Origin of the sequence: Photobacterium sp. DA100 (assembly GCF_029223585.1) — a bacterium.
In the GTDB taxonomy this organism is placed as follows: Bacteria; Pseudomonadota; Gammaproteobacteria; order Enterobacterales; family Vibrionaceae; genus Photobacterium.
Genome location: NZ_CP119423.1, coordinates 3,124,387 through 3,139,014, shown reverse-complemented (window position 1 = coordinate 3,139,014; position 14,628 = coordinate 3,124,387). Strand labels below are relative to the sequence as shown.

Genomic DNA, 14,628 nt, shown 5'->3' with positions numbered 1-14,628 from the left:
TGGCAAGCAAAGGGGGAGAGCCTGACGGCACCGCACCGTCAGGCTGCAGGATTAGAACTTGTAGTTGGCACCGATGTAGAAGGTGTCGAAGTCAGTGTGTGATGTCGAGGTGCCACGGTAGCCACCTTTAACAGCAATATTTTTGTTGAACTCGTAGCCTGCTTCAAGACCGTAGGAGATACCGGTGTTAGTGTCATCTCCATTCAACCAGTCAATGGTGCTAGATAGCTCTTCTTTAACGCTATGAACACCAAGCTGTACGCCTGCAAAGAAGTTCTCATTAAAGTAGTACTTGGGTTTTACATTGACGCCAAATGATCGAGCTTCATATTTAATAGATTGGCCACCTTCGCTGTACTTATCTTCACCCATGTTACGGTACTCACCTTCCACACCAATGACAACTTGCGGGGTTACTTGAAAGTCATAGCCTGCAACCAGCCCTAGACCAGCATCAACAGAGTCGCCTTCAATACTGTTCGAGCCAATATCTGCACCAATATAAAAACCTTCTTTTGACGCTAGTGCAGGGGTCGATAGTAGTGAAGCGATGGTTAGAGCAAAAATCGTCTTTTTCATAATGGGTCTCTAAATGTTGTGATAAGTGTTGGTTCGCACAGATAAGAGCATTACCTCTTCCAATGCGAGAAATATTAAATTGAACACCGTACACAATCTAATTAGTTTGATTGATATGGCTAATAAATAGAACTTATTGCACGGTGTTTCATTGTGTTGTCATGTAAGCTGGAAGTCGTATCCGGAGCTCAAGCCGAGGTCGCTGCCGAGATAATAGGAGCCCACGTAATTGGTCCTTATATCTGTCCCGATATAGGGACTTGATAGCTTTTTTCAGCTAACCTTGTCAGCGAGATAGATACTAAATTTTGCTTTGTTATTAATCTAATTACTAAATCTAAAAACACTCATTCGTCATATTTATTGGTCAAGGGGTGGGGGATTGAGCTTCTTGAATAATCTGTTTGATGAGGCCTAATAGCCACTGGGTGAGAGGGTCTTTGTGTTTTGACTGGTGGTAGAAGCACACCGATGCGAAGCTAATCATCGGGAAATCAATATGGGCATCAACTTTACGAAAGTCTGGATGATCGTCTGGGAGCATGATATCCAGCGCTGGAAATAACAAATCTGTTTGTTTGACTGTTTGAAGGATTGTTTCCGGCGAAGTGGAGCGGAAGCGAATCTTTGGTACTAGGTTGTGATGGGCAAAGAATTGTTCAATATCAGCAACCTGTTCAGTGCGATCCGGCACTATCAAGCAGGCAAAGGTTGCATCTTTAGCGTCGTGTATGCTCATCACAGGTTTCGTAAAAGGGTGGTCTCTACGCACAATTACCACTCCTTTATCACCAGGGATTGTCTGTCGATATAACTCCTTACTGGTATTGGCGATATCATAGTTCAGGGCTATTTGGAGACTGCCATTGTTCAGTTCAGCAAACGTCGATGTACTCCAGTTGATCACCTCGACTTGGCAGTCAGGCGCCTGTTTTTGGATGAGTAAATATAACTTACTGCCAAAGGCATAGATATACTGGGGGGCCAACGCTATACGCAGCTTGCCAGTGATTTGCTGTGGGTTGAACTCTTGGTTGGTATTGACGGCTTGGAACAGGTTATCGAGAGCAGGTGAAAGCTCTTGGCACAATTGCTCTACATACGGAGTGGGTGTCAGCCCTGTACGGGTTTTGGTAAATAGCTCATCATCGAAATGCAACCTCAATTTCTGCAGTGCATGGCTGACGGCTGGCTGAGTTACGAATAACCGTTCCGATGCCTTGCGCAGGTTTTGCTCTTGGTAGATGATCAATAGGGTTTTGAGCAGGTTGAGATCGAGATTTGCTGATAGATCCTTGGCCATGATCGTAATTGCTCCCAGACGAACGGACTTAGATATAGTACCTAAACCGGAACAAAAGAAACATTGTTTTATATTGATTAAAACTAGTCATCGTTAAACAAGTCGGGAACAAAGGTCTGGTTCTCTTCCGGTGTACGGATATAGCCCTCCTTGTTGACTTCCGGCAGTTCAATCTCTGGATAGTCGATATCCTGATAGGGGATATGGCTCAAAAGGTGGGAGATACAATTGATCCTGGCTTTCTTTTTGGAATCAGCATCGACTACCCACCAAGGGCATTGCTTGGTATCGGTGTAGGCAAACATCCGGTCTTTAGCTGCGGAATAGGCTGCCCATAGACTGCGGGACTCCAGATCCATCGGGCTGAATTTCCAACGTTTTACAGGAGTGTTGATCCGTTCGAGGAAACGTTTTTCCTGCTCTTCGTCGGAGACCGAGAACCAGTATTTCAGCAATATGATGCCGGATCGTTTGAGCATGCGTTCGAACTCAGGACAGGAGCGAAGAAACTCTTCGTACTCATCGTCACTGCAGAACCCCATAACATGTTCGACACCGGCACGGTTGTACCAGCTACGATCAAACAGCACCATCTCGCCAGCTGCCGGTAAGTGGGGGACATAGCGCTGGAAATACCATTGGGTACGTTCTTTCTCGGTGGGCTTGGGCAAGGCGGCAATCCGGCATACCCGGGGGTTGAGTTTTTCAGTGATCCGTTTAATGACCCCGCCTTTGCCGGCAGCGTCTCGCCCTTCAAACACTACCACCACTTTGAGTCCTTCCTGCTTGATCCACTCCTGCAGCTTAACCAGTTCGATTTGCAGGCGCTCAAGTTCAGTATCGTAATCGTTTTTCTTGAGTTTTTTCTTCGGTGGGATATAGGACATAGCGGGGCTCTGTTGGTTTTCAACTTGATAACAAAAGAGTAACCGCAATTGGGGCTTTTGACGAATGGGGGAATGAATTGCTTGATATAGCTAGCATTTTTAGGGGCGCCAGCCCCTAATTAAATGATCTCTAAAGCGTACTCAATGCATTGACGACGGCTACGATTTTTTCCGGATCCGTGACCGGGATAGCGAAGTCATCGATATTGGCGTTACCCATATGGGCGGAACTGGCGTAGCAGCGCATCAGGGAAGGACGGGTAGATTTCCCCGACAGGTGTACTTCCCTGACGCCGGTCTGCTGGGCGATTTGGGCGACATTGCCGGCATTGACGCCGGCGCCGGCCATGATGGCCAGGCGTTCGCCGCAGTGTGCAACCATCTGCCTGAGCATTGGGATGCCATCGAAAGCATTGGCTTCGAGCCCTGAGGTCAGCACCCGCTCACAGCCGTGCTTCATGATGATATCCAAGGCGGACATAGGTTCGAGACACTGATCGATAGCACGGTGGAAGGTTAGGCCCATGCCGCTGGCTAGACGGCGGAGTTCGGCAAGGAAGTCTTCGTCGACCGTACTGTCGTCATTCAGTGCGCCAATTACCAGACCATTAAGCCCTGCTTGTTTGGCCATGTGGGCATCGGCCAGCATGATTTCCTTATCTTGGCTCGAAAACAGGAAGTCCCCTTGGCGCGGGCGGATCATGGCATAGACCGGTACCTTGGCATGCTTGGCGGCCAGTTGCATTAGCCCTGCGTTGGGGGTGAGTCCGCCGAGCGCGAGCGAAGCGCAAAGTTCGATACGGGTTGCGCCACCTTGCTGGGCGAGGTGGAGGGATTCGATGTTGTCGATACAAACTTCAATGTGATCAATGGTCATAGCAACGGTCAGGTCAGGGGTGAGATGACAAGCAGTGTAGTCGATATCGGTCTGAGAGACGATTGGTCAGATCAAGATTTTGATGGGCTATGGGGGGGGGGGGCAGATAGAAAAAGGGCCCGGTGTGTCCGGGCCTCATTATTTTGTCGTTGGCTGACAATTGGCTTTACGCTTTCGCGTTTATGACCTTCACACCGTTGAGCGTGGTGTGATTGCTAAATTACTTAGCTAGGTCTGCAGTGTGCTCAGATAGGTAGTCGGCAACACCTTTAGGAGATGCGTCCATACCTGCTTTACCTTCTTCCCACTGTGCTGGGCAAACTTCACCGTTCTTCTGGTGGAAGTTAAGAGCATCAACCATGCGTAGCATTTCGTCGATGTTACGGCCTAGAGGTAGGTCGTTAACTACCTGGTGACGTACAAGACCGTCTTCGTCGATTAGGAAAGAACCACGGAAAGCAACGCCTGCTTCTGGGTGCTCTACGTCGTAAGCCTTACAGATTTCGTGCTTAACGTCAGCAACAAGTGGGTACTGAACCTGACCGATACCGCCGTTTTCAACAGCAGTGTTACGCCATGCGTTGTGAGAGAACTGAGAGTCGATAGAAACACCGATTACTTCAACGCCTTTCTCTTTGAAATCAGCGAAACGCTTGTCGAAAGCGATTAGCTCAGAAGGACATACGAATGTGAAGTCAAGTGGGTAGAAGAAAACTACTGCTTTCTTACCTTTAGTGAATTCTGCGAAGTTGAAGTTATCAACGATTTCGCCGTTACCTAGAACAGCTGCAGCAGTAAAATCTGGTGCTTGACGACCTACTAGTACCATGTTGGTGCTCCTAAATTATTCGGTTTGTCGCCTACCTTTCCGGTCGGCTCTCTGTTTGGACGAGACAAACTATATCGAAACTGGTAAATTCAAAAAAGCGGAATAAATAGATTGATGTAATCGAAATTTACGATGAACAAGTTTCCTTCTCTAAAACAACTGCACTATTTAGTGACTTTATTTGAAACCCGTCATTTCGGTGAAGCGGCCAAACGCTGTTTTGTTAGCCAGTCGACGTTGAGCTCCGGGGTGCAGAACCTCGAGGAGCTGATTGGCTGCCAGCTGATCGAACGGGACAACAAGTCTTTGGTCTTTACTTCTACCGGCGAAGATGTGGTGGTACGTAGCCGCGAGTTGCTGGCGAGAAGCCAAGACTTGATGGAGCTGTCCAACTGTACTGGAGATGGAATGGAAGGCCAGTTGCGGGTGGGGTGTATCCCGACCATTGCCCCTTTCCTGCTGTGCGATTTGGTACAGGAAGTGAACCGCCTCCATCCGAACCTCAATTTATTGCTGCGTGAAGATACCACGACCAATTTGCTGGCCGCACTGCGCAATGGCGAGATGGATGTCCTGATCTTGGCTCTGCCAGTAGAGATTAATGGTATGCACAGCCAGCTCGTTGGCCGTGATGCGTTTAAGATGGTGATTAGCCGCAATCAAGCAGAGCAGGTTACTACGCCATTGCGCTACGCCGATCTTCCTGACGAGTCAGTCTTTCTGTTGGAAAAAGAGCACTGCCTGACGGACCATGCGGTTTCCGCCTGTAAGCTGACCACCAAAGAGAAGATCAACCCATTCACGGCGACCAGCCTGCATACGTTAGTACAAATGGTCGCCAATGGATTGGGCACGACATTTATACCGCAAATGGCTATTGATCATGGGCTGCTGCACAACCAGAACCTTGTTGTGGTCGATCCCCCAGGGCAGGAAGCTTACCGGGAAATCGGCCTGGTATGGCGCCCGACTTCAAGCCGTACCCGTACCTTCCATCGCCTGGCCGAGATTGTCGAAGGGTTGTTGTAACCACTTCATTCCCGCATTGTTTTTGCTTGTAGCCGTGTGTTTTGCGGCTACTTTGCAATATTTCCTTTCTGTAAATTAAGTGCTGGTATAAAACCGTCTTCTACAGCACAAAATGCTAATATTCCGCCCACCCTTGGTATTTCCCGACAATCTAATCTAAAGAAACTGACTGCAATTTGTAGGTTTATTATGTTTCGCAATAAAAATAAATGAAACCTGTTGATTAAGGGTCTATGCTTGCTGTGTATAAAAAACAACCATTACTTTGAGTTTACTGTTTGTTTTGGAAGCATTAATTAGCTTTGTGAAAATAACGGCTTTGTTTGAAACGCAGATCGGGACATCTGTTTGAAATTCGCTTTTTGGTAATTTAATTACGTAACTAGTTACGAAAATGAGGGAAATAAGTTATCGGCGATAAAACCGAGTTTTTTCCTGAAATTTGTTTCAATTCAGTGTTTTGAGTTATTGCTCTATGTTTCGTAAGTTGTTGTTTTTAATGGTCATGAAGGCTTTGTGTGGAGTGTGGTGAATTTGGCTGTCCTTGCAATTACGCGTATGTTGCGGCAACGTAAATAGGGCGTTAAGACCAGGTTTGTTTGTGTTGAGACAAAAGTGAACGTGGTTTAGGTGGTGATTAAGTTACATTCGTAAGGGAGCATTTGAGATGGAAAGTGAACTGTCTACCAACCATGAAGTGAAGCTATCACTACAAACGCCGCTATCGGCAGAGCAGGCAGAAATCCTCAATGATGATGTGTTGGCCTTTCTCGAGCGCCTTGTACAGCGCTTCGCAGGTCGGGTTCCAGAGTTGCTCGCAACACGGGAGTCTCGCCAATTAGCCATCGATGCCGGCGGCCTGCCCGACTTCCTTCCTGAGACGGCGGAGATCAGAAACCGCTCCTGGACGATCCAGAATATTCCGCAAGACCTGCAGGACCGCCGGGTAGAGATCACCGGACCTGTAGAGCGCAAGATGGTGATCAATGCCCTCAATGCCGATGTCAAAGTGTTCATGGCAGATTTTGAGGACTCCTTCGCCCCGGCTTGGGGCGAGGTCCTTGCCGGGCAGCGAAATTTAAAAGATGCGGTGAACGGCACTATTTCTTACACCAACCCAGAGACCGGCAAGCACTATCAGCTCAAGGACGATCCAGCGGTGCTGATCTGCCGGGTGCGTGGCTTGCACTTACCTGAAAAGCATTTGCTATGGCAGGGAGAGCCGATCCCGGGCTGCCTGTTCGATTTTGCCCTGTATTTCTACCATAACTACCAGCAGCTGTTGGAAAAAGGCAGCGGTCCCTACTTCTACCTCCCTAAGCTGCAGGCTTACCAGGAGGCTGCTTGGTGGAGTGAGGTATTCAGCTTTACGGAAGATACCTTTGGGCTGCCAAGAGGCACCATCAAAGCCACCGTATTGATTGAAACCCTGCCTGCCGTCTTTGAGATGGATGAAATCCTGTATAGCCTCAAAGAGCACATTGTTGGTCTCAACTGTGGCCGATGGGATTACATCTTCAGCTATATCAAGACATTGCGAAACCACCCAGACCGTATTCTGCCCGACCGGCAAGTGGTGACGATGGAAAAACCTTTCCTCAATGCCTATTCGCGTTTGCTGGTGAAAACCTGCCACCGCCGAGGGGCGTTCGCGATGGGGGGAATGGCTGCCTTTATTCCGTCGAAAGACCCTGAGCGTAACGAATGGGTGCTCAACAAAATCCAAACCGACAAGTCACTGGAAGCCAACAATGGCCACGATGGTACTTGGGTTGCCCACCCGGGATTGGCCAGTACGGCCAAAGCGGTGTTTGACGAAGTGCTAGGCGAGCGCAGCAACCAGCTTGATATCTCTCGCAGTAACGATGCCCCGATCACTGCCGAGATGCTCCTCGAGCCATGTGAAGGGGACAGAACTGAAGAGGGTATGCGCCACAACATCCGTGTCGCGGTGCAGTATATCGAGGCATGGATTTCCGGCAACGGGTGCGTGCCTATCTACGGCTTGATGGAAGATGCCGCTACGGCTGAGATATCTCGGGCTTCTATCTGGCAGTGGATCAAACACGGCAAAACCTTGAGCAACGGCCATGTCGTGACCAAGGCGTTGTTCGAGCAGATGCTGGAAGAAGAAATGCAGGTGCTTGAGCAAGAACTAGGCAGCGATCATTTCCTGCAAGGAAGGTACCGAGAGGCTGCGGTCTTGATGTCACAGCTGACCACCAGTGATGAGCTGGTCAATTTCCTGACCTTGCCGGGTTACGAGTACCTGCCTTAATAACGGCAGTACCTTTGAGAATAAGCAACACCCCAAAGCCAATAACGAGAAAGGCCCAGTGCCGGTGTCACCTGCCGGGCCGAGATAAAAAGTCAGTTTGCCAATAACAAAATGTGATGCGGATTATCGCCAAATGAAACGAGGGACATCATTATGACATTGACTCGCCAGCAACAAATTGAAGCATTGGAAAAGGATTGGGCGGAAAACCCACGTTGGAAGCATGTAAAGCGCACCTATACCGCAGAAGAGGTCATTAACTTACGCGGCTCGTTTGCCCCGGCCAACACGATTGCCCAGCGTGGTGCCGATAAGCTGTGGGATTTGGTCAATGGCGGTGCCAAGAAAGGCTATGTCAACTGCCTGGGGGCACTGACTGGCGGCCAGGCCGTCCAGCAGGCCAAGGCAGGGATCGAAGCGATCTACCTATCGGGCTGGCAGGTGGCTGCCGATAACAATACCGCCTCGAGCATGTATCCGGATCAGTCACTTTACCCGGTAGACTCGGTACCGGCAGTGGTTAAGCGCATCAACAACTCGTTCCGCCGTGCCGACCAAATCCAATGGTCGAACGGCAATTCACCGGAAGAAGGGATTGATTATTTCTTGCCTATTGTTGCGGATGCTGAAGCCGGCTTCGGTGGTGTCCTGAATGCCTACGAGCTCATGCGCAATATGATTGATGCAGGGGCGGCCGGGGTGCACTTTGAAGATCAGCTTGCGTCGGTGAAGAAGTGTGGTCACATGGGCGGTAAAGTGCTGGTTCCTACCCAAGAAGCGGTACAGAAACTGGTTGCGGCCCGTCTGGCTGCGGATGTGGCCGGTACCACGACCTTAGTGATCGCCCGTACCGATGCCAACGCGGCCGATCTGCTGACTTCTGACTGCGATCCGTACGATAAAGACTTTATTATCGGCGAGCGTACCCAAGAAGGCTTCTACCGCGTCCGTGCCGGTATTGACCAGGCCATCGCCCGTGGGCTTGCCTATGCCCCTTACGCCGATCTAATTTGGTGTGAAACCGCTACGCCATGCTTGGAAGAGGCGCGCAAGTTTGCTGAGGCGATCCATGCCCAGTACCCGGATCAGCTTCTGGCCTACAACTGCTCGCCATCGTTCAACTGGGAAAAGAACCTTGATGCCGCCACTATTGCCAAGTTCCAGCAAGAGCTGTCGGACATGGGCTACAAGTACCAGTTCATTACCTTGGCGGGTATCCACAACATGTGGTTCAACATGTTCGAGCTGGCCCACGCCTATGCCCAGGGTGAGGGTATGCGTCACTATGTCGAGAAGGTCCAGCGCCCAGAGTTTGAAGCCGCGGAAAAAGGCTACACCTTCGTTGCTCACCAGCAGGAAGTGGGTACCGGCTACTTCGACAAGATGACCAATACCATCCAGGGCGGAAACTCATCGGTCACTGCGTTGACGGGGTCGACCGAAGAAGATCAGTTTAAATAACTTAACAACCTGAACCTCCTAGTAATTGTTATATTTTCGTTGATGTTTGAGCGCCGCAGTGGCGCTCTTTTTTTATTCTGGTCTGGAGGGGGGATGGAAGTGCTGTGCTGCCTGTTCGACTTGTGGGTAAATCAAAAAAAATTCATGCTCCAACTGGCGGTAGTTGGCCATCAGGACATCGGGGGTTCGGGCGAGCTGGTGGAGCCTTGGCCTGCGGTTGGCCATGCGCAGCAGCGCCGTTTTCAGGGTCTCAGGGTACTGGTATTGCAGCAGCCAGTTTTGCTGCCACATCCGGCTCATGGTAAGCAGGTAGCTCTCTGGCATGTTGTGCTGGTATTTCTCGACTTCTGCTCTGGCTGCGGTGACGAAATCGGGCAGTGTCTGAGGGTGGAAATGTTGCCAATGGCGTGCAAGAAAGTGATCCCAAGCCATATCGAGGGCTATGCCGCTGACCCTGCGGGTCTCCGGGCCAAACAGTTGCCGGCATTGGCGTACTTCCGGCATGGCATCGATATAGCTGTCGACAAAGCGGTGGAGTTTGATCCCGTCTGCGATGTCCCGGTCGAACTGCCGGTAGGGATCGCCTCGGACAAAATCAGCCAGTAGATTCCCGGCAAGGTGGCTATTGCATTGCTGGGCGAGGTGGAGGTGGGCCAGAAAGTTCATGTGCTGTCGGTGGTCACGGGAATTTCTGGCACCGTACCTGATGGATATTCAGTAGCTGGATGTAGAGTCGTTTTCAAGCGGTTCGACCTCTTCCTGGAGCTCCAGTAGGTTGATGGCGATAGAAACAAAATCGGTATCGGTAATGATCCCCACTAACTTATTGTGGTCGACTATCGGCAAACAGCCAATTTGGTGTTTTTGCATGTAGAGTGCCGCTTCCTTGAGTCCCGCTGTCGGTTCTACGCACCTTAGATTGCGGTGCATGGTCTGCTCCAGTGGAATATCGAGGGCGGAAATAAACGTGCTCTTCGAGATTTGCTCAAGACTTGACTCCTGGGCAGAGAGGATATCCCGTTGGCTGACCAAGCCAATCAGGTGATTGTCTTTGTCGGTAACCGGGACATGGTGGATATGGTGCTTGGCCATGAGCCGCTTGGCATCGGCAAGGGTATGCGATGCGCTCAAGGTATGGGGGTGGGGCGTCATCATATCGGCGACGGTAAACATAGAGCCTCCTCAATAACGGTGAGTTATTGTTGTTTTTGCCCATTTTTGTGGGCTTCTCAGTTTCCTTTTTCTGCTTCTCCTAAGAATGTAGCCAATCCTGTGAGCGCGACCTATGACGCTAGTCAAAGATTTCGCAAGTTATTTGAATGTTTCTCATTTGTTTCTCATGCGTTAAAAAGAAAATTGTGTCGTATACTCATTAAAATGATGCCGTAGAGGAATGAGTCAATGCGTAAGCTGCTGTTTATCATGCTGTCTTGGGCGATGTGGTTGCCATTCTATGCACACAGTGATGATCCTGTCCCCCAACCGAAAATTATCGGTGGGATTGAGTCCGGGGCCAGTGAAATACCTTGGCAGGCTTACCTCAATATGACCTTCGGCGAAGGCGCGGATGAAAGAACGTTTATTTGCGGCGGTGTGGTGATCAGCGCCGATGTCGTGCTGACTGCTGCCCACTGTATGCGCAATGGCTTCGAGACCGCCAAACCGAGCAAGGTGAAGGTGTGGGCTGGTATCACCAGTATCTTCAGCGCGGGCTCGCTCAATGCGGTGTCGGTGCATGAAATCGTGCTTCACCCCAAATACAATGCGTCGCGGTTTGCCAACGATATTGCCATTATCAAATTATCCAGTCCCTTGCCGGACAGTGCGTTGCCTATCCGGATTGCATCGACGGATGATCAGCAGCGTGCTGATGAGGCTTTTGCCAACGGATGGGTAACCAACGACGAACGCCAGCCGAACTTATTGGTGTCAGGCTGGGGCAGTACCGATGCCAATAATTCTAGCTCTGGGGCAACCCGGCTTCGGCAGACCGTGTTATCAGGTGTGCCTGACAGTATTTGTGACTCCATGTGGGGCGCCAATATCAATAGCAGCGAATACAGTATTTTTATATGCGCCGGCTCCGTGTCTCCAACTCTCGGCCGGGACAGTTGCTTTGGGGATTCTGGCGGCCCTTTAGTCTGGCAGGATCCGCTGCGGGCAGCAGACAGCGATTTTGGCTTGCGCCTCGTGGGGCTTGTCAGTTTTGGTGAAGGTTGTGCCGGTCGTTTGCCTGGCGTCTATTCGGAAGTCGCGGGTCAAAGGAGCTGGCTGGAAGCGGAAATTGGCCAGGGGGCTTTGGATCAGGCTGCGTCAACCTTTGCCGTGGATCCCTTCTTGGCCAACTATGAAGGGGTGGGAGCCGTGGTCGATGTCTCCCAGTCCGTGGCCAGCGGTGGGGGCAACAGCGGCAGTGGCGGTGGACTCGGTCTCGTTGGGTTGGCACTGCTTGCGGCTGTAACGTGGTTGCGTCGGCGTGTCAGGGGCTAGCACTATCGAGGTGATCTTTGCTTGATATTGCAGTGTGGCAGCCTATACTAGCTGCCTGCTGTAATTTAGGGCCCTAATGATGCAAGTTTCTGATTTTGACTTTGACCTACCTGATGAGCTGATTGCTCGTTACCCGCAACCTCAGCGCACTGCAAGCCGCCTGCTGCAACTGACCGGTAATACTGGTGAATTGGCGCATAAAGGTTTTAAGGATGTCCTGGATCTGGTTGAGCCGGGTGATTTGTTAGTGTTCAACAATACCCGAGTGATCCCTGCGCGCTTGTTTGGTCGCAAAGCCTCCGGCGGTAAGCTGGAAGTGTTGGTTGAGCGTATGTTGGATGACAAGAGCATCCTTGCCCATGTACGTGCGTCAAAATCTCCGAAGCCGGGTAATGAATTGTTCCTTGGTGAGAATGATGAATATCAGGCTGAAATGGTTGCTCGCCATGATGCATTGTTTGAAATCCGCTTCAACAGCGACAAAACGGTGTTGGAGATCCTCGAAGAAGTGGGCCATATGCCGCTTCCACCATATATTGACCGCCCTGACGAAGATGCCGATAAAGAGCGTTACCAGACGGTTTACAACGCTAAGCCCGGTGCTGTGGCAGCTCCGACTGCGGGCCTACACTTTGACGATGAGCTGATGGCGGCCCTCAAGGCCAAGGGCGTGAACTTTGCCTTCGTGACCCTGCATGTCGGTGCCGGCACGTTCCAGCCGGTTCGTGTGGATAATATCAATGACCACCATATGCACGCCGAATATGTTGAAGTGCCAGAAGACGTGGTGGCGGCAGTTAACGAGACCAAGGCCAGCGGCAAACGCGTGATTGCGGTGGGCACGACCTCGGTGCGATCGCTGGAAAGTGCTGCCCAGGATGCCAAACAGAAAGGGACCGAGCTGAAGCCATTTTTCGGTGATACCGAAATCTTTATCTACCCGGGTTATGAGTATCAGCTGATCGATGTGCTGATCACCAATTTCCACTTGCCGGAATCAACCTTGATCATGCTGGTGAGTGCCTTTGCTGGCTACGAGCATACAATGAATGCTTACAAGCAAGCTGTTGAAAACAAATACCGTTTCTTCAGCTATGGCGATTCGATGTTTATTACCCGCAAAACTGTGTAATCGCACTTTTCATTGACGAAGTCAGTGTCACTTAAGGCTGCATTTGCTAAAATGCAGCCTTTATATTTTTCATCTCTGGATAATTAACACCAGACGATGACAAATTCATCCACTAGGCTTTATGGCGGAGTGGAAAACCTGCGATGCCAATGGCAGGTGTAATTAGGCAGGGCCGGCTTAGGGCCGGTTGATGCCAGTGTTGTGCCCCTGACCTTAGCGGGACGGGGGTGTTTATGTCAGATTGTTTCTCTGGCTGTTGGAGGCTTTGTGAAATTTGAATTAGATAAAACCCAGGGACGTGCCCGCCGCGGTCGTCTGCAGTTTGAACGTGGCACGGTAGAAACACCGGCCTTCATGCCGGTTGGTACCTACGGTACGGTCAAGGGTATGACGCCGGAAGAAGTAAAAGAAACCGGCGCCCAAATCTTGTTGGGTAATACCTTCCACCTGTGGCTGCGCCCGGGCCAGGAAGTGATGAAGCTGCATGGCGATTTGCACGATTTCATGCAGTGGCAAGGCCCGATCCTGACCGATTCAGGCGGTTTCCAGGTGTTCAGCTTGGGTGATATCCGTAAGATCACCGAAGAGGGTGTTCACTTCCGTAACCCGGTGAACGGCGACAAGATTTTCATGGACGCCGAGAAGTCGATGGAAATTCAGAAAGACCTTGGCTCTGACATCGTGATGATCTTCGACGAGTGTACGCCTTACCCTGCGACACACGACGAAGCGAAGAAGTCGATGGAGATGTCGTTGCGCTGGGCACAACGCAGCCGTAACCACTTTGACAAACTTGGTAACAAAAATGCGCTGTTCGGTATCGTCCAGGGTAGTGTATACGAAGACTTGCGCGATGTGTCGGTCGAAGGCCTGACGAAGATCGGTTTTGACGGTTATGCGGTAGGTGGCCTTGCGGTTGGTGAGCCGAAAGAAGACATGCACCGTGTCCTTGAGCACACCTGTCCGCAGCTGCCGGAAGACAAGCCGCGCTACCTGATGGGTGTGGGTAAACCAGAAGACCTGGTTGAAGGTGTTCGCCGCGGTATCGATATGTTCGATTGTGTGATGCCGACTCGAAATGCCCGAAATGGCCACCTGTTTGTGACCGGAGGTGTGATCAAGATCCGTAATGCGAAACATAAAACGGATACAACCCCTCTCGATCCGCACTGTGACTGTTACACTTGTCGCAACTATTCGAAGGCGTACCTGTACCACTTGGATAAATGTAATGAAATCCTCGGTGCGCGCCTTAACACAATCCACAATTTGCGTTACTACCAGCGTTTGATGGAAAGTATCCGCAAGGCGATTGAAGAAGATCGTTTCGATGTGTTCGTAGAAGAATTCTATGCACGTCGTAACCGTGAAGTTCCACCATTAAATGACAACAAATAATCGAGGACGTTAGTAAATGAGTCTGATTTCTCAAGCACACGCAGCAGCTGAAGGTGCACCACAGGGCGGCGGTATGCAGCTATTTATCATGCTTGGCCTGTTTGCCGTTATCTTCTATTTCATGATTTACCGCCCACAGGCAAAACGCGTGAAAGAGCACAAGAACCTAATGTCTTCTATGGGCAAGGGTGACGAAGTGCTCACCAACGGTGGCCTTGTAGGTAAGATTTCTAAGGTTTCTGAAGAAAACGACTACATTGTTATCGCACTAAACGACACAACTGAAGTTACTATCAAGAAAGACTTTGTAACTGCAGTGCTGCCAAAAGGCACAATGAAGTCTCTGTAAAACTTGCTTTGAAGGA

General features: G+C 50.5%; 14 protein-coding genes. 7 read left to right on the top strand and 7 right to left on the bottom strand.

Annotated elements, in window-relative coordinates; genetic code table 11:
- Positions 1-51 precede the first annotated feature (51 nt).
- From PTW35_RS14355 to PTW35_RS14335, 5 genes are all read right to left on the bottom strand, one after another.
- Positions 52-579 (bottom strand): porin family protein, encoded by a 528-nt coding sequence (locus tag PTW35_RS14355; RefSeq protein WP_281025573.1) that lies wholly within the window; start codon positions 577-579, stop codon positions 52-54.
- Positions 580-946: 367 nt separating this feature from the next.
- Complete coding sequence (locus tag PTW35_RS14350) at positions 947-1,882, bottom strand: LysR family transcriptional regulator (RefSeq protein WP_281025572.1); 936 nt, start codon at positions 1,880-1,882, stop codon at positions 947-949.
- Positions 1,883-1,965: 83 nt separating this feature from the next.
- The gene (ppk2, locus tag PTW35_RS14345; RefSeq protein ID WP_281025571.1) at positions 1,966-2,769 is read right to left on the bottom strand and encodes a polyphosphate kinase 2; all 804 of its coding nucleotides are present in this window, start codon (positions 2,767-2,769) and stop codon (positions 1,966-1,968) included.
- A 130-nt stretch (positions 2,770-2,899) separates the two neighbouring features.
- Positions 2,900-3,646 carry a copper homeostasis protein CutC gene (locus PTW35_RS14340; RefSeq protein ID WP_281025570.1) on the bottom strand — a complete coding sequence of 249 codons (747 nt, stop codon included), beginning with the start codon at positions 3,644-3,646 and terminating at the stop codon, positions 2,900-2,902.
- A 220-nt stretch (positions 3,647-3,866) separates the two neighbouring features.
- Positions 3,867-4,475 (bottom strand): peroxiredoxin C, encoded by a 609-nt coding sequence (locus PTW35_RS14335; RefSeq protein ID WP_039469144.1) that lies wholly within the window; start codon positions 4,473-4,475, stop codon positions 3,867-3,869.
- 132 nt (positions 4,476-4,607) lie between these two features.
- Here PTW35_RS14335 and PTW35_RS14330 point away from each other — a divergent pair, with 132 nt between their 5' ends.
- The 3 genes from PTW35_RS14330 (at position 4,608) to aceA (ending at position 9,243) form a co-directional block, all read left to right on the top strand.
- Positions 4,608-5,504, top strand: a complete 897-nt coding sequence (locus tag PTW35_RS14330) for a hydrogen peroxide-inducible genes activator (RefSeq protein WP_281025569.1) — start codon at positions 4,608-4,610, stop codon at positions 5,502-5,504.
- Positions 5,505-6,171: 667 nt separating this feature from the next.
- Complete coding sequence (gene aceB, locus PTW35_RS14325) at positions 6,172-7,782, top strand: malate synthase A (RefSeq protein WP_281025568.1); 1,611 nt, start codon at positions 6,172-6,174, stop codon at positions 7,780-7,782.
- Positions 7,783-7,935: 153 nt separating this feature from the next.
- Positions 7,936-9,243 (top strand): isocitrate lyase, encoded by a 1,308-nt coding sequence (aceA, locus tag PTW35_RS14320; protein ID WP_281025567.1) that lies wholly within the window; start codon positions 7,936-7,938, stop codon positions 9,241-9,243.
- A 72-nt stretch (positions 9,244-9,315) separates the two neighbouring features.
- Here aceA and PTW35_RS14315 read toward each other — a convergent pair whose 3' ends face one another.
- Together PTW35_RS14315 and PTW35_RS14310 are read right to left on the bottom strand one after the other, a co-directional pair.
- Entirely contained in the window at positions 9,316-9,909 is a 594-nt protein-coding gene (locus PTW35_RS14315) for an ACP phosphodiesterase (protein ID WP_281025566.1), read from the bottom strand.
- 48 nt (positions 9,910-9,957) lie between these two features.
- Positions 9,958-10,416 (bottom strand): CBS domain-containing protein, encoded by a 459-nt coding sequence (locus tag PTW35_RS14310; protein ID WP_281025565.1) that lies wholly within the window; start codon positions 10,414-10,416, stop codon positions 9,958-9,960.
- A gap of 228 nt (positions 10,417-10,644) precedes the next feature.
- On the opposite strand from PTW35_RS14310, the gene PTW35_RS14305 reads away from it, so the two are divergent.
- The 4 genes from PTW35_RS14305 (at position 10,645) to yajC (ending at position 14,612) form a co-directional block, all read left to right on the top strand.
- Entirely contained in the window at positions 10,645-11,733 is a 1,089-nt protein-coding gene (locus tag PTW35_RS14305) for a serine protease (protein WP_281025564.1), read from the top strand.
- A gap of 79 nt (positions 11,734-11,812) precedes the next feature.
- A complete protein-coding gene (gene queA, locus PTW35_RS14300; RefSeq protein ID WP_281027518.1) occupies positions 11,813-12,865 on the top strand; it encodes a tRNA preQ1(34) S-adenosylmethionine ribosyltransferase-isomerase QueA in 1,053 nt (350 codons plus the stop codon).
- A 267-nt stretch (positions 12,866-13,132) separates the two neighbouring features.
- On the top strand, positions 13,133-14,263 hold the full coding sequence (gene tgt, locus PTW35_RS14295) for a tRNA guanosine(34) transglycosylase Tgt (protein ID WP_281025562.1): 1,131 nt from the start codon (positions 13,133-13,135) through the stop codon (positions 14,261-14,263).
- A 16-nt stretch (positions 14,264-14,279) separates the two neighbouring features.
- The gene (gene yajC / locus PTW35_RS14290) at positions 14,280-14,612 is read left to right on the top strand and encodes a preprotein translocase subunit YajC (protein ID WP_039469161.1); all 333 of its coding nucleotides are present in this window, start codon (positions 14,280-14,282) and stop codon (positions 14,610-14,612) included.
- The last annotated feature ends 16 nt before the right edge of the window (positions 14,613-14,628 follow it).